The sequence below is a fragment of the Microbulbifer variabilis genome, assembly GCF_052467165.1.
Window position 1 is genome coordinate 1,793,007 of sequence record NZ_CP174301.1, and the last position, 22,590, is coordinate 1,815,596.

Annotated in this window: 18 protein-coding genes; 13 read left to right on the top strand and 5 right to left on the bottom strand. The window is 50.4% G+C overall.

Going from position 1 to position 22,590, the window contains the following annotated elements; all coding sequences use genetic code 11:
- Positions 1–100: 100 nt before the first annotated feature.
- Entirely contained in the window at positions 101–964 is an 864-nt protein-coding gene (locus ACJJIP_RS08085) for an FHA domain-containing protein (protein ID WP_444946610.1), read from the top strand.
- A complete protein-coding gene (locus ACJJIP_RS08090) occupies positions 964–1,221 on the top strand; it encodes a glutaredoxin family protein (RefSeq protein WP_020413107.1) in 258 nt (85 codons plus the stop codon). The genes ACJJIP_RS08085 and ACJJIP_RS08090 overlap by 1 nt, the downstream gene beginning before the upstream one ends.
- On the opposite strand, the gene ACJJIP_RS08095 is transcribed toward ACJJIP_RS08090, so the two are convergent.
- Positions 1,222–3,234 carry a transglycosylase SLT domain-containing protein gene (locus ACJJIP_RS08095; RefSeq protein WP_444946611.1) on the bottom strand — a complete coding sequence of 671 codons (2,013 nt, stop codon included), beginning with the start codon at positions 3,232–3,234 and terminating at the stop codon, positions 1,222–1,224.
- A gap of 158 nt (positions 3,235–3,392) precedes the next feature.
- Here ACJJIP_RS08095 and ACJJIP_RS08100 point away from each other — a divergent pair, with 158 nt between their 5' ends.
- Entirely contained in the window at positions 3,393–5,264 is a 1,872-nt protein-coding gene (locus tag ACJJIP_RS08100) for an ATP-binding cassette domain-containing protein (protein WP_020413105.1), read from the top strand.
- Positions 5,265–5,304: 40 nt separating this feature from the next.
- Here ACJJIP_RS08100 and ACJJIP_RS08105 read toward each other — a convergent pair whose 3' ends face one another.
- Complete coding sequence (locus tag ACJJIP_RS08105) at positions 5,305–5,748, bottom strand: universal stress protein (RefSeq protein ID WP_020413104.1); 444 nt, start codon at positions 5,746–5,748, stop codon at positions 5,305–5,307.
- A gap of 143 nt (positions 5,749–5,891) precedes the next feature.
- Between ACJJIP_RS08105 and ACJJIP_RS08110 the strand changes: the two genes are divergently transcribed.
- From ACJJIP_RS08110 to ACJJIP_RS08125, 4 genes are all read left to right on the top strand, one after another.
- A complete protein-coding gene (locus ACJJIP_RS08110) occupies positions 5,892–6,416 on the top strand; it encodes a hypothetical protein (RefSeq protein ID WP_444946612.1) in 525 nt (174 codons plus the stop codon).
- Between the two features lie 215 nt (positions 6,417–6,631).
- Positions 6,632–9,316: a type I DNA topoisomerase gene (gene topA / locus ACJJIP_RS08115; RefSeq protein WP_444901443.1), complete on the top strand. Its 2,685-nt coding sequence runs from the start codon at positions 6,632–6,634 to the stop codon at positions 9,314–9,316.
- A complete protein-coding gene (locus ACJJIP_RS08120; RefSeq protein ID WP_020413101.1) occupies positions 9,317–9,805 on the top strand; it encodes a DUF6586 family protein in 489 nt (162 codons plus the stop codon).
- 105 nt (positions 9,806–9,910) lie between these two features.
- A complete protein-coding gene (locus ACJJIP_RS08125) occupies positions 9,911–10,168 on the top strand; it encodes a hypothetical protein (protein ID WP_020413100.1) in 258 nt (85 codons plus the stop codon).
- Positions 10,169–10,245: 77 nt separating this feature from the next.
- On the opposite strand, the gene lexA is transcribed toward ACJJIP_RS08125, so the two are convergent.
- Complete coding sequence (lexA, locus tag ACJJIP_RS08130) at positions 10,246–10,851, bottom strand: transcriptional repressor LexA (protein ID WP_444946613.1); 606 nt, start codon at positions 10,849–10,851, stop codon at positions 10,246–10,248.
- 164 nt (positions 10,852–11,015) lie between these two features.
- Here lexA and ACJJIP_RS08135 point away from each other — a divergent pair, with 164 nt between their 5' ends.
- From ACJJIP_RS08135 to ACJJIP_RS08160, 6 genes are all read left to right on the top strand, one after another.
- Entirely contained in the window at positions 11,016–11,654 is a 639-nt protein-coding gene (locus tag ACJJIP_RS08135) for an LOG family protein (protein ID WP_020413099.1), read from the top strand.
- Positions 11,655–11,978: 324 nt separating this feature from the next.
- A complete protein-coding gene (locus tag ACJJIP_RS08140; RefSeq protein WP_444946614.1) occupies positions 11,979–13,541 on the top strand; it encodes a class I adenylate-forming enzyme family protein in 1,563 nt (520 codons plus the stop codon).
- A gap of 277 nt (positions 13,542–13,818) precedes the next feature.
- Positions 13,819–14,451: a TetR/AcrR family transcriptional regulator gene (locus ACJJIP_RS08145; protein WP_020413097.1), complete on the top strand. Its 633-nt coding sequence runs from the start codon at positions 13,819–13,821 to the stop codon at positions 14,449–14,451.
- A 41-nt stretch (positions 14,452–14,492) separates the two neighbouring features.
- Positions 14,493–15,509, top strand: a complete 1,017-nt coding sequence (nagZ, locus tag ACJJIP_RS08150; RefSeq protein WP_444946615.1) for a beta-N-acetylhexosaminidase — start codon at positions 14,493–14,495, stop codon at positions 15,507–15,509.
- Between the two features lie 112 nt (positions 15,510–15,621).
- Complete coding sequence (locus tag ACJJIP_RS08155; protein ID WP_020413095.1) at positions 15,622–16,704, top strand: mechanosensitive ion channel family protein; 1,083 nt, start codon at positions 15,622–15,624, stop codon at positions 16,702–16,704.
- Positions 16,705–17,003: 299 nt separating this feature from the next.
- On the top strand, positions 17,004–17,219 hold the full coding sequence (locus ACJJIP_RS08160) for a cold-shock protein (RefSeq protein WP_020413094.1): 216 nt from the start codon (positions 17,004–17,006) through the stop codon (positions 17,217–17,219).
- 623 nt (positions 17,220–17,842) lie between these two features.
- Here ACJJIP_RS08160 and ACJJIP_RS08165 read toward each other — a convergent pair.
- Entirely contained in the window at positions 17,843–18,814 is a 972-nt protein-coding gene (locus ACJJIP_RS08165; RefSeq protein ID WP_444946616.1) for a CsiV family protein, read from the bottom strand.
- Positions 18,815–18,944: 130 nt separating this feature from the next.
- Positions 18,945–22,424, bottom strand: coding sequence for a transcription-repair coupling factor (gene mfd, locus ACJJIP_RS08170; RefSeq protein ID WP_444946617.1), 3,480 nt, complete (start codon positions 22,422–22,424; stop codon positions 18,945–18,947).
- Between the last annotated feature and the right edge of the window lie 166 nt (positions 22,425–22,590).

Here is a 22,590-nt window from a genome sequence, read left to right on the forward strand (position 1 = left end):
AAGGGCTTATTACAGTTGCTTACAGTGCCTCGTTTTAAAGCAATTTTACTGGGATAGCGCCTATTTTTTAATGTCTATTTCGGGCTGAGGAGCGATAACAATGCTCAAACTTTGTGATGTAAAAGACCCGAGCCAGAGTGTTTGGCTGGTTTCACCTGGAGTAACTGTAGGACGTGATCAAGGCTGTGACTTTTCTATTGCTGACGACTCCGTAGCGAAGCTGCACTTGAAAATCGTGGTAAAGGGAGAGCAATTAACTCTCGGCAACACTTCTGGAGGCTCCCGGGTTCTGGTCAACGGCAAACCTATAGAGGCTGCTTGCCGGTTAAAACTTGATGATCAAATCACAGTTGGTACCCGTATACTTAAAATTATTGACCCCAAAGTGACTAAGCTTAAATCTGCTGGGGCTAAAAATGTGGCCTGGGCATTGCGGGCGAATCACCGAGCTATTGCCGGTAAGGTTTTCCCGGTGAAAGACAGCTCGGTTATTGGCCGCTCGGATGAGTGCGATATCGCCTTTTCACTATCCCATTTATCACGTCGCCACGCTCGTTTGGAAGTGCGGGAGGGGTTACTGTTTGTTGTCGACCTTGGTTCGGCGAATGGGACTTATGTTAACAACCGAAGAATCACAGAGTGTCGTGTGCGCAGAGGCGATGATCTGCGCTTTGATACCCTCAGTTTTTCTGTAGTAGGGCCCACAGATGATATTGATCGGACTGCAGTGCGTCCGGCCCTCCCGGAAATGGAGATCATGAAGCCTGTTGCAATGCCCTCTGGCGGTTCGGAGGCTGTAGATGTTACCCAGCCCTCTTTTGTTACTCCGGGCGGTGAACTGCAAGATATTCCCATAGGTAATGAGACCGATCGCAGGCCAGGTATTCGATTTTTGGGCCTGATTTTATTATCGGTAGCGAGTGCGGCTGCTTATTATTGGGCGAATACCCAGGGGGTTATCTGATGAGTGCATCTGCTGAGTTGATGCTTTATACCACCCTTGGTTGCACCTTGTGCGAAAAGGCCAAGTTGGAAATTTGGCCTTTGCTTAAACAGTATGGGTTGCGACTGAAGGAGGTTGATATCGCCGATGATGATGAACTCTTTGAGCGATTTCGTTTGTCAATTCCAGTCGTTGGCCTTGGCAACCCTGATGATGTACGCGCTTGGCCATTCAGCCAGTCTCAACTGGATGAGTGGCTAGCGCAACGCTTAATTTAATCAGAGTTTGGTCCGGGACTCGTTCTCCCTGAGTAGTTGCAATTTGGTACCGCTGCGATAAGCGTAAATTACCGTATAAGCCAGTACATTTTGTACGTAGTTGCGCGTTTCACTGTAGGGGATAGTTTCAATCCAGACATCGTGAGGCAGGCGTTTGCGGGTTTCTTTCAGCCATTTCGCTACCCGGGTTGGTCCCGCATTATAGGCAGCGGCAGCGAGGAATCGATTATTATCAAATCGGTTGAGCAAGGTGCTCAGGTAAAAACTACCCAAAGCAATATTGGTACTGGGGCTCAGTAAATCCCAACTGCGACGGTAACGCACTCCGGCACGCCGTGCTGTGGCACGGGCGGTGGAGGGGAGTAACTGCATTAGTCCCAGGGCGCCGGAATTGGATTTTGCATCGTGGCTAAAATGGCTTTCCTGGCGTGCAACTGCATAGATCATGTAAGGCTCAAGTGGCGTGCTTTGTTGACCAATCTGGGCACTGACATCGCGCACTATATCCGCAAAGGCCAGGGGGAAGCGCAATTCCAGGTCATCTAAGTAGTCGGCCGCGAGTACTGACTGTATGGATTTGTGATACCAGCCCCAGGCACTGGCGACCTTGCCGGCTGCAAGTAGCTCTTCATGACTCATGGCTCTAGTGGCATAACTCCACTCCCTGCGCGCGTGAAAGAGTTCACCAATAGCTTGTAACTCGCGGGCACGCTGTAGGCCGGGGCGATTAGCCATCTCTTTTACTTGCACTGGTGTGATTGGGGCGGGACGGTGAACGAAGCTGTAATTCTGTCCCAGAGCATCGGCGGCGAGAAAACCATAATAACTGCGTTCCCGCGCGGCTTTGCGGTATAGGACTGAGGAAGCCTCTGATCGCTCTTTGCCATAGAGCTCATCCAATGAGCGGGCTTTCCAGTAGAGCCAGCGGTCATGCTGTTGAGTTTCTTGAGGTAGTCTGTCGATCCAGAATGCGACTTGTTCCCAGTCCAGCTCCCGTAGCGACTGCCGCGCTAGCCACTCGATAGAGCGATTATCGTTGATCGTGTGTCTTTTTGTCAGGCGTAACAGGCCGGGCATATCCTCTTGACGTGCATATTGACGCGCCAAGTGACGGAGCATGTCATTCTGTTCCGCATCACTGAACAGAAGGCTGGCACTGTAGCGCTGCCAAGCTTGTTCAGCGCTTGCTGCATCTTTGCGGGCCAACCTGAGTAAACCGTGCAGGATAATATCTTTATTTTGCTTTGGGTTGCCTAGAAATTTGGAATAGTTGAGCAAGTGTTTGGGGGACTTGTGCACTTCGCGTAATAGCGCTGCTTTGCGGCTATAGGAATTCTCCATCTTCCTGGAGATATAGGCTGCAAGCGGCAAGTTCCCCTCTTTAATCGCGAGTAGGTGGCGTTTCCAGGCCATATCCTGAGTGAGGCCTCCATCTCGTATCCAGCGGGTAAAGACTGGGTCACACTCCTTAGCTTGGGAGTGCCCAACCAGCCAAAGTTCTCCTACAAGACGGTAGGCCTCTTCCTTGCTGCCGTTACGGCTTAGAGCATCGGCGTAATAACAGCGCAGACTGGCGCGATTATTTTTCTCAGGTTCGTAGTAGTTTAAGAAAGTGTCAAATTTGCGTTGTTTGCCAAGCTCTTTAAGTAGCCTGACCCGCATCCAGTCACCTATAGCGCTGCTTTCATTTTCGGTCAGAAATTGGTCAATTTCTTTTAAGGGCAGTTGGCGTAACTTTCTGCTGATGGCCCAATATTCAAGATACGGAGCCAGCGGATAGTTTTTTAGTTGGTTTTTCAACTCTCGTAGCTGATGCTGGTTGTTGTGCTTGATCGCAAGCCGGGCGCTACGCAGCTTCTCACGCTGGTTGGCAATGACCACCGGTAGCTCAGTTGATCCCTTCTCCCGCCCCTGTTCACGGACTTCGGTCAAAGCAGATACTGGAATAGCAAGGCAGCTCCAAACAAGTAAAAGTGAGATGAGTAGGGTCAATTGCTTTGTGTCGGCTGTCATCAAAGTTACCCTGTTAAAATTTGCGCCCTTGCAAGTTTGCGAGACGGCTCGGTAAAAAAGCGTAAAATAGCGGATTTTCCACAGGACCCGTAATAACAGTTTCGCGTATTTCATCTTGCGGATCCATTTTCCGGGTTTGTTAATTGTAGTGCCTAATTATGTTGCTTCTTTTGGATGGGGTTAGTCTCCGCTATGGGACCCAAGTACTTGCCGACAACGTCAGTGCAAAAATTGAGCGAGGTGATCGCATTTGTTTAGTGGGCCGAAATGGGGAGGGAAAGTCTAGCCTGTTACGATTGATAGCGGGGCAGGTGGACCCTGATGGCGGAGAAATCGTCCGGGCTAGCGGTATGGTAATGGCGACATTGGAGCAGGAGTTGCCGGTGGGCTGTACTGACTCCGTTTACAGCTATGTTGCTAAGGGGTTGGGTGGAATAGGTACAGTGTTGGCTGATTATCGTGATACCCCCACTGCTGAATTGCAAGGGCGCATAGAAGCTGGCCACGGATGGGACCTATTACCACGTATTGACAGTGTCCTGGATCGTTTGGGCCTTTCAGCAGATGAGCGGGTAGCAGACCTCTCGGGGGGGTGGCAGCGTCGTGCAGCCCTGGCCCGAGCACTGGTGACTGAACCCGATTTACTGATTTTGGATGAACCCACTAACCATCTGGATATTGCTGCGGTGGAGTGGCTTGAAGGATTCCTGGCCAACTATCGAGGCGCCCTGCTTTTCGTCAGCCATGATCGGGCGCTGGCGCAGAGGCTTTCCAGTGCAGTATGGGATCTGGACCGTGGTCATCTTCGTGTATTTCGCTGTCAGTTTGAGCGATACCAGGAAGAAAAGGAGAAGCTTCTGGAAGAGGAAGCGAGAAACGATGCCCTGTTCGACAAGAAGCTTGCTCAAGAGGAAGCTTGGATTCGCCAGGGTATCAAGGCGCGTCGAACCCGTAATGAGGGGCGTGTCCGTGCTCTGCAAGCACTGAGGCGTCAACGAGAGGCGCGCCGGAGCCAGCAGGGTATTGCCCGGATGTCCCTGGATAGTGGGGAGATGTCCGGCAAGCTGGTGGCGGAGTTAACCGATGTTTCCTTTGCTTACCCAGGTGAGCCCTCCCTGATTCAGGATCTCTCCTTCACCCTGTTGAGGGGTGATAAAGTCGGCTTGATCGGCCCCAATGGTGTCGGCAAGAGTACCTTGATTCGCGTGTTGCTAGGGGATTTGAAACCGCAATCCGGTCATGTACGCCTGGGTACCAAGCAGCAGGTGGCTTACTTTGATCAGCGCCGTGATCAGCTCAACCCTGAACTTACGGTATTGGATAACATTGCTGAGGGGCGGGACTCCGTAACTGTTGGCGGCAAAAGTCGTCACGTTATGTCCTATTTGTCGGATTTTCTCTTTAGTGGAGTTAAGGCCAGAACAAAGGTTGGCGCTTTAAGTGGAGGAGAGCGTAATCGAGCCCTTCTTGCAAAATTGTTTAGTCAGCCTGCCAATATCTTGGTACTTGATGAGCCTACCAATGATTTGGATGTAGAAACCCTGGAGCTGCTGGAGAAGTTGTTGCTGGAGTTCAGTGGTACCGTGTTACTGGTGAGCCATGATCGTGCTTTCCTGGATAATGTGGTGAATTCCTGCCTGGCTTTTGAAGGTGATGGGCGAATTTGTGAATATGTGGGTGGCTATGGAGATTTTATTCGTCAGGGAGGCAATTTTGCGGCGGATGCAAAAGTAGATAAACAAGAGACAAAGCCAGTAGAGACCGACTCGAAGTCTGCAGTAAGGGAAAAGGCGCCAGCAAAGAAAAAGAAGCTGAGTTATAAATTACAACGGGAGTTGGATAGCCTGCCCGCTCTGATTGACCAGCTTGAAGATGAAATTAGCGCTATTGAGATGGAGGTGGCCGAACCTCAATTTTATCAACAGGAGCAAACCCTGGTTCAGGCGCGCCTCAACTTGCTCGCAGAGAAGCAATCGGAGCTGGAAGCTGCTTTTGAGCGTTGGTCTGAACTTGAAGGTGGTGAAGAATAAGCGAGGGAATGGGCTGTTTTTGATACAGCCCATTATTTAATTACTCGTCATCTATATGCACTCTTACAGCCAGCACATCGCACTTGGCACCATGCAAAACCCCGTTAGCGGTTGAGCCAAGTAAGAGTGCTAGCCCATGGCGGCCGTGGCTGCCGATAATAATCAAGTCAGCTTCCAGGTCTTTGGCTAGGCGGTGAATTTCAGTCGAGGGTTGTCCCAGGATCACATGCTGTCTTTCGGAGGGAATGTTGAGCGGTTGTGCGGCTTTTTGTAGCTGTTCCTTGGCTTGGCTTTGAAGTTGGTCCTGAACTTCAGACAGGTCCATGGGGATATCCCCGCCATAGGCAAAAGTCAGCGGCTCAATGGCATGAACCAAACTGAGCTCAGCTCCAAATGCTCCGGCCAGTGCGGCGGCCTTATCCAGTACTTGGGAGGATTCCTCCGAGAGGTCCAGTCCAACCAAAATTTGTTGGTATTTCGCCATAATTTTTACTCCTGTCCCTTATACGTGCTCTTTGGGTGCACTTTTCGACAGACATTTTCAGTCTACCGTAAAAAAAACTGATTGACATAGATCACACAAGGCACCGCACAATAGTCATTTATTTCTACCTCTAAGGAGCCGTTATGTCCCAGTGGTTGCCGGTGATTATTATTGGCTTTGCCATCGCGCTGGTATTGGGGCCGGTGATGTGGCTAAAACCCAATCAACGTGACTCCCGCTTGGCTGATCTGCGCGGTCGAGCGGCGCAGAAGGGGATTACAGTGCAGATCCAGGCACTTCCCCCCGCGCTTGATAAAGGCACTGCTGCGGTTTATTACTACCGGTGGAATGACCGCAAGAGGTTGCAAATTGGTTGGACCCTCCAGCGCCAGCGGGTGGAGCATGAGCTGAACTTTGCCGGGAGTTGGGATTGGAGTAATGGTCGTGCTGCACCCAAGGCGGCATGGGAATATCTGCACAAATTACTCGACGCGATACCCTCCGGAAGCTATGCAGTTATTGCTACAGATATCGGATTGGGGGTGCAGTGGAGTGAAAATGGAGGTGATAAAGCCTTTGAAAAGCTCTCTACCTCTTTGGCGGAATACACCCCCCATATAGAAGAAGCAATACGTAAAGTGAGCCAGATAAAACTCCCGGAAGACTAGGTCTTCAAGGGGGGTACGGCTGCCGAAATTTGGCGTCGGAAGGCACTCTCACAAGTGGTTTTGAGGGGCAATTAATCCTGACTTGGTACGGAAAATTGTCAGCTTTGCTTGACCCCGCAGGAAGTGAGGCTTATATATTCGCGCAGCACAGGTCCGATGAAGGGACCTGAAAGGCTTCGGATAGCAGTAAAATTTTCATTTGAAATCAAAGGCTTATGGGTAAATCACTGGTCATCGTCGAATCACCGGCCAAAGCGAAAACGATCAACAAATACCTCGGTAAGGACTTCGTTGTGAAGTCCAGTGTCGGTCATATTCGCGATTTGCCAACCGGTGGGGGTAACAAGCAACCCGTAGACGCGAAGGAGCGTGCGCGGCGTGCAGCTGAAACTCGCAAGCTCTCCCCTGAGGCAAAGGAAGCTTACAAGCGCAAGAAAAACCGCGAGCAGCTTATCAAGCGTATGGGCATCGATCCCGATCACGGTTGGCAGGCGCACTATGAGATTCTACCGGGCAAAGAAAAAGTCGTAAGTGAGCTGCAGAAGCTTGCTGAGAGTGCCGACCACATCTACCTCGCGACGGATTTGGATCGCGAAGGGGAGGCTATTGCCTGGCATTTGCGCGAGGCGATAGGCGGCAATGATGATCGCTACCGACGTGTAGTTTTTAATGAGATTACCAAGTCGGCAATCCAGGAGGCTTTTAAAGACCCTGGGCGTTTAAATATCAACCGGGTTAATGCCCAGCAAGCTCGCCGCTTTCTCGATCGTATAGTTGGGTATATGGTGTCGCCCCTGCTTTGGGAAAAGGTAGCGCGGGGGCTCTCCGCTGGACGCGTACAGTCTGTTGCTGTGCGCTTGGTAGTTGAGCGTGAACGTGAAATTCGTGCATTTATTCCTGAAGAGTATTGGACCCTATTTGCAGATACGGCGACACATAAAGCAAACAAACTGCGCCTTGAAGTAAAAAAACAGGCTGGCGAGGTATTCCGTCCCACTAACGAGACTGATGCCAGTAGTGCTGCGCAGAAGCTGCAATCCAGTGAGTTTGTAGTCAGTGGTCGTGATGATAAGCCAACCAGTTCCAAGCCTGGCGCTCCCTTTATTACTTCGACACTGCAGCAGGCTGCGAGTAATCGCCTGGGCTTTAGTGTCAAAAAGACCATGACCTTGGCCCAACGCTTGTATGAAGCCGGCCACATCACCTATATGCGTACTGATTCAACCAACCTCAGTAAGGAGGCGGTTGAATCGGCGCGTGAATATATTGGTGAAAATTACGGTGGTAAGTATCTTCCTGACACACCGAACAGCTACAGCAGCAAGGAAGGTGCCCAGGAAGCTCACGAGGCAATTCGTCCATCTGATGTTCGTATTGCGCCAAATATGCTTTCCGGAGCTGAACGGGATGCGGAGCGACTCTATAACCTGATTTGGCAACAGTTTGTTGCTTGCCAGATGACACCCGCTCAATTTACCTCCACCTCGATAGTGGTGACAGCAGGGGAGTTTGAGCTTCGCGCACGAGGCCGTGTTATTCGCTTTGATGGCTTCCTTAAAGTGGCTCCTCCCGCTGGCAAAAAAGACGAAGACCTTGTGTTGCCGGATGTGAAGGTCGGGGATAAGTTGGCTTTGGAAAAGCTGGACCCGAAACAGCACTTCACCAAGCCCCCAGCCCGTTTCAGCGAAGCAGCCCTGGTAAAAGAGCTGGAAAAACGTGGTATTGGCCGCCCCTCTACGTATGCTTCGATTATCTCCACCATCCAGGATCGCGGATATGTACGGTTGGAGAACCGTCGCTTTTATGCAGAAAAAATGGGCGATATCGTTACCGATCGCCTTAGTGAGAGCTTCAAGAACTTGATGGATTATGGGTTTACCGCGAATCTTGAGGAATCCTTGGATGCGGTGGCCGATGGAGATAAGGGTTGGAAACAGTTACTTGATGAGTTTTATCAGGACTTTTCCTCGCGCCTTGAGAAGGCACAGTCAACTGACGAGGGCATGCGCCGCAATACCCCGACAGATACGGACATTGAGTGCTCAAAGTGCGGCCGCCATATGCAGATTCGAACCGGCTCCACAGGAGTTTTCCTGGGGTGCTCCGGTTATGCTTTACCACCCAAGGAGCGTTGCACCAATACCATGAATCTGGTTTCTGGTGATGAAGCGGTGGATGCAGATAAAGATGAAGAAGCAGAATCCCGGCTGCTGCGTGAGAAGCGCCGTTGTGCCATATGTGGTACAGCGATGGATAGTTACCTTGTCGATGAACACCGCAAGCTGCATATCTGTGGTAACAATCCGGATTGCAGTGGCTATGAAGTGGAGCAGGGAACTTTCAAAATCAAGGGTTATGATGGCCCAATTATCGAGTGTGATAAATGCGGCAGTGATATGCAGCTAAAGTCCGGTCGCTTTGGAAAATACTTCGGTTGTACCAATGAAGCTTGTAAGAATACCCGTAAGCTTTTGAAAAATGGCCAACCGGCTCCCCCGAAAATGGATCCGGTATCTATGCCAGAGTTGGCCTGCTTAAAAGTGGAGGATCACTATATCCTGCGTGATGGGGCTTCGGGTTTGTTCCTTGCTGCCAGCCAGTTCCCTAAAAATCGTGAAACTCGCGCACCACTGGTGAGGGAGTTGCTCCCGCATAAGAGTGAGATTGATCCTAAATACACTTTTCTGTTCTCTGCTCCTGTTGAGGATGATCAGGGACGGGATACAGTAATTCGTTTTAGCCGCAAGACCCAAGAGCAGTATGTACAGTCTGAGGAGGAGGGCAAGGCAACGGGGTGGCGAGCCTTCTACCGCGATGGTAATTGGCAGGTTGAGGCCGGCAGTAAGGCTACCACAGCGAAGCGCAAGCCAGTGCGTAAAAAAATAGCTGCAAAAAAGTAAATGAGTAATCCTTTTACAGGGCAGGTTGCCTCGGCTCTGCGCAAAGCCCAGCTGTTACTGCAGCTGACCAGTGATGTGTCACCGCTGCAAAGTGCCGCACTTGAGGAGGCGGTTGTGTTGCAGCTCTGGAAAGCATACAGAGCTTTCCTTGTTGAGCTTTCGCATCAGCTGCAGCTGGGTTTTGAGCCGGAGTCCCTTCAGATGATAGCTGACAGCCTTGAGACTCAGGGCAGGGCCAGTAATGAGGTGAAAGAGTTACAGCAATTGAATGAGCAGCCCGATAGTTGGCTAAATCAGCTGCTGCAAGCCTGGACTTTGCTATTGTCTTTGCCGTCAAATACTGAGGTTAAGCGCGAAGCGCCCAATTTGATACCGATACATAATGTTGGTCGGGAACCGGTAACAATTACCGTTCAAGGGCTCACGCAATGGCATAAATCTATGGTTGAGTTGATTCGTAGGCAGCGGGCCAATCTGGAAGAGTGTTAGTCGCAGGTACTTTCGTACCATGTTTCTCAGCTTTTAGGCCCCTGATACTTCTAATTTGCCTGTGGTACACTGTGCGCAAACTGATGTGCAGTGAAGGAAAAGCGAATGTCCTCCGAAACTTTCGAAATTATTGAGCTGGCCAATGGCGATGTGGCATTGCGTCGTGCTGGTCACAAGGAGGACCCTCTGGTGAGTATTCATTTCTCAGCTGAGAGTCTACAATTCCTGAGAAAACACAAAGTGGCTGTTGCGCGTGCAATGCTGGAAGCAGGTATAGAAACTGTACAGAATTTGGATGATCTGGAGCCTGGTTACTTTGAAGAAGAAGATGAGTCGATGCCGGTTAACCATACTATCCATTGATTGAATGGTTAATAGAGATATGATTCAACAGCGGCCATTGGCCGCTGTTGTTGTTTTAGCTTTGAGATTAATACAGGTTATGGTGTTTGACGAATGACGCCCACTGCCAAGCCTTCGATCACAAAGTTCTTATCCCGCATATCCACCTGGATAGTTTCAAAGTCTTCATTCTCTGGCAGCAGTTGAACAGTCGCTTGATTACCTTTGCGGCGGAAACGCTTAACAGTTACTTCCTCGTCAATTCTCGCTACGACAATCTGTCCATTCCTGACTTGCTCAGTTTTTTGTACTGCAAGCAAATCCCCATCCAGAATCCCCGCATTGCGCATACTCATTCCATGAACCCGCAATAGGAAGTCTGCAGGGGGGTGAAAGAAGCTGGCAGGAAGGTCGCAGTAATCCTCAATATGCTCTGTAGCAAGAATTGGGTTGCCTGCGGCTACACGCCCGATAATGGGAAGCCCCGACTGGTGATCGGGGATACGAATTCCACGTGAGGCGCCGGCAACCATCTCAATGGCCCCTTTTCGCGCCAGTGCTTTCAGGTGCTCTTCTGCTGCATTTGGTGAGCGGAACCCCAGTTCCTGAGCGATTTCCGCTCGAGTGGGAGGGTAGCCAGTATCATCGAGATAGGCTTTGATGAGCTCTAATACCTGAGCCTGGCGTGCGGTGAGATTGGTCATAGATTTACCTAGCTTTTCTGTATTTATATACAGTTGCTGGGATTATATACAGAATTAAGCTTCACGCAATCCTAACACCCGCCTCTTCATAAGCTGCTACATTGTTTATGAAAACAAGTAATGAGAGTAATCGTTGAAAGATCTGACAACGAGGGAAAAAAATAATGTTAGATGTGAAAATGCCAGAGGCATGGCGGGTTCTGCGGATTCAGTCCGAGTTGGTTGATGGAATAGAGCGCCTGGTAGCGCTCAGTGGAGCAGTAACAGTTTTTGGAGGGGCGAGGTTTACCGAGGATAGCCCTGAATATCAACAGGGGGTAAAGCTGGGAGAGCTGTTGGCTGCGGAGGGGGTGCCCGTGATTACAGGTGGAGGGCCCGGCCTTATGGAAGCCTGTAATAGAGGAGCCTTCGATCAGCCAGGCACCTCCATTGGGTTAAACATAGAGCTGCCCTTCGAGCAGGCGGCGAATCCATACCAGGATATCAGTTTAAATTTTCGTTATTTCTTTGTTCGTAAATTTATGTTTGTTAAGCACGCAGTAGGCTTTGTGGGCTTGCCTGGTGGCTACGGAACGCTGGATGAACTGTTTGAAGCGCTGACATTGGTGCAGACACAAAAGGTCCGTCGCTTCCCCATCGTGCTTGTGGGTAAGCGCTATTGGGCAGGACTCTACAACTGGTTGGTAGATACAGTACTTGAACGAAATTGTATTGATGCCAGTGACCTGGATTTATTTCATATCGTGGATACCGTCGAAGAGACAGCGGACCTGATTATGAAATATATGCGGACCAGGGACTGATCAAACGCGACTCTATAAATGCCAACATCTGATACTGAAAGCTCCACAATGAGTTGGCCAGTGATCTAATGGGTTTTGTAGTCTAGTCAGCTCAATTCAAATTTTCTTGATAAGAGATAAACCCTCTTTGCGTTTTTATTGCTAAAAATGGTAGCTACTTTAAGCAAGGTCCCGGTAGCCTTTTCGTTGAAGTTGCAATAATTCAAATTCTTTCATTGTGCAAAATTAGTTCTTAAAGCGTTGGAACTTCCATAGAGTCTATTCTTTATTCAGTTCCTTCCAGCTTCTTAGATTATTTAAGGTTATTTTTTGGGAGATTGAATTGTGCCAATTTTCGGCCCCCGATTGTCGAGGCCTGTGAACTTGGGGGATCTGCTATCTCTGCCCCTGAATAGCAGGCCGGATACAAAGGCATTAGTTTCAGGAAGTCGAGAATGGACTTGGAGGGGGTTGCAGAGGGATATTGATGCTCTGGCCAAGGGGTTGATCACAATGGGATTACACAAAAGTGATCGGGTCGCAACCCTGATGCCTAACCGGGGTGAAATACTCGTTTTTTATCTCGCATGCTTGAAAGTGGGGCTGGTGGTTGTCCCGCTAAACTACAGGTACACAACTCTGGAGATTGACTACGCTCTTGAAAAGAGTGGCGCAGTTGCGCTAATTATAGGTGCAGAGCGGAGTGAGGATATTCAGGATAGTAAATTTATTGGTAAATTAAAAAAAGGGTTTCTTTACTTTGGTGGTGTGTTCGAAGATACAAGAAGTTATGAAGGTCTAATCAATGCCGGTGGGCAGCCTGCTGAAATTCCTGTATCCAGTATCAGTGATCCTGCATTTTTATTTTTTACATCTGGAAGTACTGGCAAGCCAAAAGCCGTTGTGCACAGCTTGCTATCCTTTGGTTCTATCGTAGCTGGTTTCGTTGCTGCCCTGAAGTTAACTCGGGACGATATCGTTCTGCCTGGAGGTTCAATCGCACATGTCGGGTCGCTTTCAACGGCCCTGGCAGCTCTCTCCGTGGGTGCGAAGACAGTTATTCCACAAAGTTTTGATGGTGAGGAAATTCTGTCGATATTGCGGAGTAGCCGGCCAACTATTTTGGTTATGGTTCCGGCAGTATTTATTGCAATGGAACGCAATCGGGGAGCCAGGCGTGAAGATTTTGAATCTCTTCGAGTGTGCTTCACCGGCGGAGATAAATTTCCAGTAAATATTGCTAAAGAATTTACCAACAAAACCGGCCATATAATCCAGGAAGGATATGGACTGACAGAAGCTCCCGACTGCCTTTTCAATCAATCGCTCTCACCAGATAAATCTGGATCTGTAGGTACTGTTGCTCCAGGCTACGTTGCTAGCCTGCGCGATGAGAAAGGCCAGGAAGTGGCACCTAATGTTGATGGCAATCTCTGGCTCCGTGGGTCGCCAGTTATGACTGGCTACTGGAAAAACCCCCAGGCAAATAGGGAGGCGTTATCTGATGGTTGGTTTGATACGGGCGATGTTATGCGTGTCGACTCTGATGGTTGTTTTTGGTTTCGCGGTCGAAAGAAGCAAATTATTGTCCACGATGGCTCAAATATATCGCCTCAGGAAGTAGAGGAAGCTCTCATGGCGCATCCGTCTGTAAATCTAGCAGGCGTAATCGGTATTCGTGATGACACGCACGGGGAGAGCGTTTGGGCTTTTATCACCTTGAAAAAAAATGTACCTATGCCAAGTGTCAGTGAAGTTATTCGTTTTGCAAAAAAACGTATTGGATACAAGGCTCCGGAGGTAGTCGAAATTCTGGCGGATATGCCAATTAATCCAACGGGAAAAATTGACAGGGTGGCCTTAAAGAGGCTTGCCGAAGCCCAGTTGGTTCAAGGCAAGGAAAAGTGAATATATTTGGGGCCTAGTGTCACAGGCGAAGGCACCTCCGTATTTGTGCTTCCAGCAAATCAAAATCTCAGATCTGGCTTATTTGCTCTATAGGATGAATCGAGAAGCCCTCCGATATTTTTCCGAGCCGTCCTCTATATACCTGGGTAATGTGACTTAGGGTGAAGCACTGTAACCGCTTCCAGCTGATGAAGGAGATGAGTGCCGTTGGCTGAGCAATGGAATGTGCTACTCTGGCCAGAGTTAAACAACTGTTTTAAATGATGGTTTGAGAGATATGAGCCAGACGGATACTGTCAGCCGCATTCTGGATGCAGCCGAGGCCCTGTTTGCAGAACGTGGTTTTACTGAGACTTCCCTGCGCACAATTACGAGTACTGCAGGGGTTAACCTGGCTGCGGTTAACTATCACTTTGGTTCAAAGAAAGAGTTGATCCAGGCGGTTTTTGAGCGATTCTTGACCCCCTTTACCGAAGACCTTGAGGCCGAGTTAGATCGTCGTATCGCCACCGGCCAAGAGCTGCACGTGGAGGGATTATTAGAGAGCCTCTATCGAGTGGGCCTCGGTGGTTTGAGTGACAGAGGGCTCGATCCACAGCGTTTTATGCGCCTATTGGGGCTGGCCTATACGCAGTTCCAGGGGCACTTACGTCGCTTTATAGTGTCTCGATACGGGGATAGTTATCGCCGTTTTGCAGGCTTGTTGGCTGAGGCCTTACCGGGTGTGGACCCTGTAACCTTTTATTGGCGCCTGTACTTTATGCTGGGGGCTACGATCTTCACCCTGTCGAGTTACGATGCCATAGAAGCTATCCTGAGAGAGGATTTTGGTGCACAGAGCAGCCTGCCGGAGACCCTTGAGCGGTTGGTTCCGGCGGCCTCTGCAATGTTGAAGGTGGAGGCTATCTAGTTTTAAGTGGCTCTTATTGGCTGATAACAGAGGAATAGAATATGTCTGCACCCTTGGGACCGGTCATGGTTGATATTGAGGGATTAGAGCTTACCGATGCGGACTGCGAGCTTCTGCGTCATCCCCTTGTTGGCGGGTTGATTTTCTTCGCACGTAATTACCGGGATCGCGCGCAGCTGCAAGGCTTGATAGCGGATATTAGAGCTGTACGCCCTGAGATTTTAGTAGCTGTTGATCAGGAGGGGGGCAGGGTTCAACGCTTTCGTTGCGAGTTTACCCGTTTGCCATCTATGCAAGTATTGGCAGCGAAGGCCAGCGAGGAGCAGTTGCAGGACGTGGGTTGGCTATTGGCCACTGAATTGCTGGCGGTAGGGGTGGACTTCAGCTTCGCCCCGGTATTGGATGCTGATGATCAACACAGCCGAGTGATCGGCGACCGCAGCTTTTGTGCAGATCCCAAGCGTTTGGAGCTATTCGCACGTCCATTTATGCGAGGAATGCACGAAGCAGGCATGGCGACAACGGGTAAGCATTTCCCTGGTCATGGCCATGTACTAGAAGATAGCCATGTAGAGCTTCCTGAAGACAAGCGTTCACTGGAGCAGGTAATGGAGTCCGATGCCTTACCTTTTGTGGACTGCATCGCCTCCTCTCAATTGGATGCAATAATGCCAGCACATATTCGTTTCGTGAATATTGACAGTCAGCCGGTCGGATTTTCCCGTTACTGGCTACAAGACATCTTGCGAGGGCGATTGGGTTTTGGCGGTGTTATCTTTAGTGACGACCTGTCGATGGAGGGGGCTGGTGCTGCAGGCGGTTATGGAGGGAGAGTTCGTGCAGCGCTGGAGGCGGGATGTGATATGGGGGTTATTTGTAACAACCGAGACGGCGCCTTGGAGGCGCTGGCCGCCCTGCAGGATTACATACCCCAGAGAGAATCCAGCGAGCGTTTGAAAGCTATGCGTGGCAGGCCCTTGATAACATCCTGGTCGGAACTTGAAAAGAGTGCGCGTTGGCATAGAGCCCGTGGCTGGTTGGCGTCGATAATGCATTAAGGGCTCGAAATTTTGATGCCCGCCCAAATTATCTGGGAGTATCAGAAAGATTGTCGAGCTCAGATTTAGATGAGCGGAGGGGGTATTCGTGGAATCCGTAGATAGCATTCTAATGTCTTGGCTCGGTGAGAACCGGGTTTGGATAGTATGGGTTTTCCTTATTGTGCTGGCTTCAGCTTTGGGAGCCTGGGCCTTTGGGCGCTTTGTACAGCGATTAGCGGCAAGAGCCGAGAAGACGGTTAATCCGTGGGATGATGCTCTTGTTGGGGCCATGTCACCACCTGGACCAGTGCTTGTTTGGCTTGTGGGATTGACTGTTGCCGCGCAGCGGGCAGGGCAGGCTACCGGGGCTGAGATTTTCTCTCTGGCTGAACCAATACGGGAGATAGGGCTTATCCTGGTTTTATCCTGGTTTGCCTGGCGATTTTCCCATAGCGCTGAGCACAACCTGTGTAACCCTCGCTATATTGGCAAGCCGATGGATGCCACTACAGTGCGGGCAATCGGAAAGTTGGTGCGGGCCTCCATTGCTATCACTGCCGGCATAGTCATCATGCAGTTTCTTGGCTATAGCGTCAGTGGCGTGTTAGCGTTTGGCGGCATTGGTGGGTTGGCAGTGGGTTTTGCAGCCAAGGACCTGTTGGCCAACTTCTTTGGCGGGCTGATGATTTACTTGGATCGCCCATTTGCCGTGGGCGACTGGATACGCTCTCCGGATAAGGAAATTGAGGGTACCGTTGAGGATATTGGCTGGCGCCTGACACGCATCCGCACCTTTGATATGCGCCCTGTGTATGTTCCCAATAGCATCTTCACTCAGATTTCTGTGGAGAACCCCTCGCGAATGCTCAATCGCAGGATCTTTGAGACCATCGGCATCCGTTATGAAGATGCCCATTCAATGGCTTCAATAGTGGCGGATGTTAAAGAAATGTTACAGCAGCATCCTGAAATTGACTCTAATCGAACCCTTATAGTCAATTTCAATAGTTTTGCTGCATCGTCGTTGGATTTCTTTATATATACCTTTACCAGAACAACAGATTGGGTGAGATATCACGAAATCAAACAGGACGTTCTGTTAACTATCCTAAAAATTGTCGAAAAACACGGTGCCTCCTGTGCGTTTCCGACTTCGACTATTCATATTGCCGATATTCCTTCATTAGCCCGTGAGGCCGCGTTAGACAGTTGAGTATAGGGAGTGCAATAAGGTACAAATGATTAGTTTATATATGGTCTCTAAGTGATATTTTGACGGTTAATTACCCATACTGGTAAAAACGTAGTATTTATTTCACATAGAAACCTAGACACTGGCGCTGTTTTATCTAAGAATCAGGGTACGTCCTTTGGGTATCTACCTAAAGGATTAAGCAAGATAGCATTCTGCATGAAGCAGTCTGTTAACAATGGGGTGGCGTTTGCCCCTCTTGCCGAAAGTAGTATTGAGGTAATTGAGGTAGGCGCAATAACAATAATGAGGTTTTCTCAATGAGTGATCGCGTTACAGGTACTGTGAAGTGGTTTAATAACGCACGGGGTTATGGCTTCATCACCTGTGGAGAAGGAACTGAAGACATTTTTGTTCATTATCGCAGCATTCGCGGCGAGGGTTATAAAACCCTTAACGAGGGGCAGGCGGTAGAGTTCGAAATGCAACAAGGTGACAAAGGACTGCTGGCGGAAGATGTTGTTCCCTGTGAGTGATTTACGGATCGCTCGTTGAAAGAACTGTTGTCGTGTAGGGTTGTGCAGATACCTGCTGCCAGCTCTGCCAGCGCCTCTGGAAAAGTGGGCTGAAAGGTCCGCTTTTCTATTCCGTTTCCTTCATTGGATTGGTTCCTTTTTTCCGTAGGTTAAGAGGTTGGCTATTTTGTGACTGTTGGTATTGCTACGGTCTAAATGCCCGCCGCCAGTATATTTTGATTCTCGTTTTATTCTCTCGCTTAATCCAGTTGAATTAACCTCTCATTAATTTTTAGAATTAATCAATTTGAAACCTGTTTAATGTTATAGGCTTCTTTCCCAATTGTGCCCCAAAATTCTGCGGTTAGTGAAAATGTATTGTCCAATCAAAAGGATGTAAGGAAAGAAAATTGATAATTAAGCGTATGTTGAAAAAAGTGGTTTGTTATAAGAGCTGATTTCTGCATTTAGTTTATAAAAAATTATTCTTTAGTCTTTTTGCATGCAATGTACTTAATTCGAAATTTATTAACTGACTTTAAATTTGGTTGTATCTTGGGGAGTGTAGATTGGCGAGGTAAAGGATTAAAGTAATACCCCCCATTGTTGTGGGGGATAAGTTGGCTAGCTTAAGGTTTTATTAGTCAGTTTCCAGTATTCGAAATATTATTCTCTATGGTATTGCTTGCTTTTATATCTTCTTCTGTCGGTTTAGCTACGGTGCGGACTTCAATCAGAATACCGAAGGCGGGGTGGTCGATATAGTGTAATTGTCCGCTACGTAAGCGGCGTTCATGTTGCAAGCGGGCAGTGTGAGCGGCATAAACCATATGCTCAGTTTCCAGCTGGGGCTCGCTTAGCGTTACAGGTTCATAGTCTGACAAGGAATTTGGGACATCCTGTAGCGCAACGCTCTTATAGTTTTCTTCAGACTGTGCCCTGCTTTTTATTTCCAGTGGAGCTTCGACGGCGACCCTTGGTCGTTGTGGCAACAATACGCCATCAACGGAAGCTGGGGTGGAAAAATCATTTAGCCAGAGGTCTGTGCTGATGTGGAGATAGCGGGAGACGCTCAGGGTGATCGAGCCTCCCAGTTGGCTGTGGCCTTGGAAGGTGTCGCCGCCGTCGATCAGAATGGCGGGGGAGTTTCGCTTTTGCTTCAATATTTGGCGCCATGCCTTGTGAAACAGAATCCGGTCACCACCTCTTGCAAGGGCAGTAGCCTTGTTGCCCAGTAGTGTTGCTGTGGGCGAGAGGAGTAAACTGGAGTGACTTCCTGACTCTACCTTATCGCCATTGGTTTCCAGCGGCTCAAATCCCAGCGGCTCATCGGTGCTGACTTCTTCCCCGGCCAGCTCTGTTAGAGATACCGCTTCTGGAGAGGGGATCGGTTGTGGGTTTTCCTGGCGGGTCTCGAAGTCCACCCAGTTGGAAGGGTACTCCAGGCGTGGATTTGCTGGCCAGTTTTCACTAGTCTGCGCCATGCCTTGGGGGCGCTCGAAAATGATCATCTCGATTTCGAAAGTGTTCCCTGCATAGTTGGCGGCTTGCGTGCCTGCAGCAGCGAGCGCCAGGGCTAGGGTGGAGCAGAGGCGAGTTATCCTTTTCACGGTCATGGAGTTACCACTTTTCATCTTTCTATGGTCGGTGCCTGGAGGAGCGGCCGAAGCCAGTTTTTGGTGTCGGTAATTTTGGCAGCAGGAATTGCTGGTGTCGATCGATCACCTCACTGGCTGCGAGATATTATCATTGCGCTAGCCGCTCCAAAACTTCATTGATTTCCTGCAGCTTGCGATCTGGACCTTCCTCATCAAGGCTGAAGTTTAGTTGGTTGGCGCCTGCCAATTGATAGCGGCCAGGTTGGGTTTGAACCAGCTTTACCAGGGTGAGAGGGTCTACCTGGGTTGTGTCAGCAAACTCTATTCTGCCGCGGGCGGCAGAGGCTTCCAGCTTGCGAATGCCCATTTTATCCGCCTTCAGTTTGATTTCAGTGGTGCGGAACAGGTGCTTTACCGACTCCGGCAGCAGGCCAAAACGATCTATCATCTCTACTTGCAGCTCCTTGAGTTGTTGGCGATCGACAGCGTTGGCAATGCGCTTGTACATCATCAGGCGGCCGTGCACATCGGGTAGGTAGTCTTCAGGGATGAGTGCCGGCACTCGCAGATTGACATCAACCGCAGGAGACTCCAGAGGTTCATCGATATTGGGTGTGCGCCCCTCGCGAATTGCCTTTACTGCTCGGTCGAGCATCTCCATATACAGGTTGAAGCCTACACTTTGGATCTGCCCGCTCTGTTCTTCGCCAAGTAGCTCACCGGCACCGCGAATTTCCAGATCGTGAGTGGCCAGAGTAAAGCCTGCCCCCAGATCCTGGGCTTCACTGATTGCTTCCAGTCGCTTTACAGCATCGCTGGTCATGGAGCGCTTGTTGGGTGTCAACAGGTAAGCGTAGGCCTGGTGGTGGGAGCGTCCTACTCGGCCGCGCAGCTGATGAAGCTGAGCCAGCCCGAACTTATCTGCGCGCTCAATCAGGATGGTATTGGCGGTGGGGACGTCGATACCGGTCTCAATTATGGTGGTACACACCAGCACGTTAAAGCGTTTGTGGTAGAAGTCACTCATGACCTGTTCCAGCTCGCGCTCGCGCATTTGCCCGTGGCCAATACCGATACGCGCTTCAGGAATCAGCTCTTGCAGTTCCCGGGCAATACGCTCGATGCTCTTGACTTCGTTGTGCAGGAAATATACCTGGCCACCACGCAGAATTTCCCGGAGTATGGCCTCCTTTACCAGGGCGTCATCGCGCTCACGTACAAAGGTCTTTACCGATAGGCGGCGCGCCGGAGGAGTGGCAATCACCGAGAGGTCGCGAATACCGGCCATTGCCATATTTAAAGTGCGAGGAATTGGTGTGGCAGTCAGGTTGAGAATATCGACTTCTGCACGCAAACTCTTGAGGCGTTCTTTCTGGCGTACGCCAAAGCGGTGTTCTTCATCAATAATCAGCAGTCCCAGATTTTTAAAGTCCAGGTCACTCTGTAGCAGCTTATGGGTGCCGACCAGGATGTCCACTTTGCCACTGGCTACTTTTTCTTTCACGCTGTCCACTTCCTTGCCTGATCGGAAGCGTGAGATCACCTCAATATTGATAGGCCAGTCTGCAAATCGGTCCTGGAAAGATTGAAAATGCTGCTGAGCGAGTAGGGTCGTTGGCACCAGCATGGCCACTTGCTTGCCTGCATGAGCGGCGACAAATGCCGCACGCATGGCGACTTCGGTTTTGCCAAAGCCCACGTCGCCACAGACCAATCGGTCCATGGGTTTCTTCGACAGCATATCGCCAATCACGGATTCAATGGCCTGCTGCTGGTCTGGCGTTTCCTCGAAGGGGAAGGCCGCAGAGAACTCTCGGTAAGCCAGCTTGGGATCGGCAAAGGCATGGCCGACACGTGCCTCCCGGCGAGCGTAAATATCCAGGAGTTCGGCGGCGGCATCGCGCACTTTTTCAGCGGCTTTGCGCTTGGCTTTCTGCCACTGTTCACTGCCCATTTTGTGCAATGGAGCCAGGGCTTCATCAGCGCCAGAGTAGCGGCTGATCAGATGCAGGCTGGCTACGGGCACATAGAGCTTGGCCTCATTGGCATACTCCAAGGTTAGGAATTCAGCGGGTTGGCCGTCGATCTCCAGGTGTTGCAAGCCGCGATAGCGACCCACGCCATGATCAATATGTACTACCGGGGCGCCTATACGCAGTTCCGCCAGGTTTTTAACTGCATTGTCTGCGTCGTCCTTAGCTTTCTTGCGGCGACGCTGCTGTAGTACCCGTTCGCCGAATAGCTGCGGCTCAGCGATTAAATTAATGGAGGGGTCAGTAAGTAGCAGCCCTTGGTCAAGGGGGGCGACGGTGATGCCGATGGCTTCATCGCTGTGCAGGAACGCCTCCCAGCTGGCAAAGGCTGGGGGAGCCAGGCGAATGCCTTTAAGGAGTTCCAGCAATGCCTCACGGCGCCCGCCACTTTCCGCGCAGAAAAGCACCCGCCCAGAGCATTCCATCAGGTAGCTTTCCAGAGCTGCCATGGGTTGTTCAGCTTTACCATCTACGGGTAGGGTCGGCGGTACCAGGGTGGCAAAATTGTAGTTGCCCTGACTATCCGGCAGAGTATCGGTGGAGAAAATGGCTCTCGGCATGGACTTGAGGGCACCGTTGAATTCATCCACATCGAGCAGGATCTGACGGGGTTGTAGTATAGGGCGAGTCAGGTCGCCGCAGCGGCTCTCATAGCGATTGCTGACCTCACGCCAGAAGCTTTCTATTGCTGCTTGGATATCCCCCTGAATGAATGCCTGGCTGTTCTCGGGAAGGTAGTCGAAGAGGTTCGCGCATTTATTATCGAAGAATAGCGGCAGGTAGTATTCAATACCCGCTGGGGCTATGCCCGCGCTGATATCCTGGTAGATAGGTACCAGGCTGGGGTCGGCCTGGAATTGCTCATGCCAGTTCTGCAGGAAGCCGGAAAGTCCGGCTTTGTGCATGGGAAATTCCCGCGCGGGGAGCAGATGAATCGTTTCCACCTTGTCCACAGTGCGCTGGGTTTCTGGGTCAAAAGTACGCAAGGATTCGATTTCATCGTCAAACAAATCGATGCGATAGGGCAGCGGGCTGCCCATGGGAAATATATCCATTAAGGAGCCGCGCACGGCAAATTCACCATGCTCATAAACGGTGTCCACGCAGTGATAGCCCGCCTGCTCCAATAAGCGCCGCTGGATGTCGATATCAAATTGTTGCCCCTCGCTCAGGATCAGGGCGTTGCCGGCAACATAGTCGCACGGGGGTAGGCGGTGCATCAGGGTACTTACCGGCACTATCACAATGCCGCTGCCCATTTTGGGCATTCGATAAAGGGTGGCAAGGCGGTCGGAAATGATGTCCTGGTGAGGTGAGAAAGTATCGTAGGGAAGTATCTCCCAGTCAGGGAAATGAAAGATCTCAAGTGGCTGTTCCGGGCCGTCATCTCGCTGAGGTTTGTTAAAAAATTTCAATTGCACCTCTAATCGGTGCGCCTCAAGGCTATCTCCAGTGATCAGCAGTGTCGGGGATTTGCTGTTGCGAGCTGCGTTTAATACGGCGAGCGCGGCCGCTGCGCCATGCAGCTGCCCCCAGAATTGCCGGTCATTGCTGTTGAGAAACTTTGGTGGAGTCAGGGGCTGTATATCGGTCATCTTTCCTTATATATCCGCGCTTTCATCTGCTGTAGTGCCAGGGGCGGCTATTGTAGCCGTGAAAGGGTCTGGCTGCAGTCTATGTTAACCGTGCCTGTGCTTTGGGTTGCGAACGGCTACGCTTTTTTTGATATTGCACTACATCCGGCAGCGGGCTAGCGAAAAG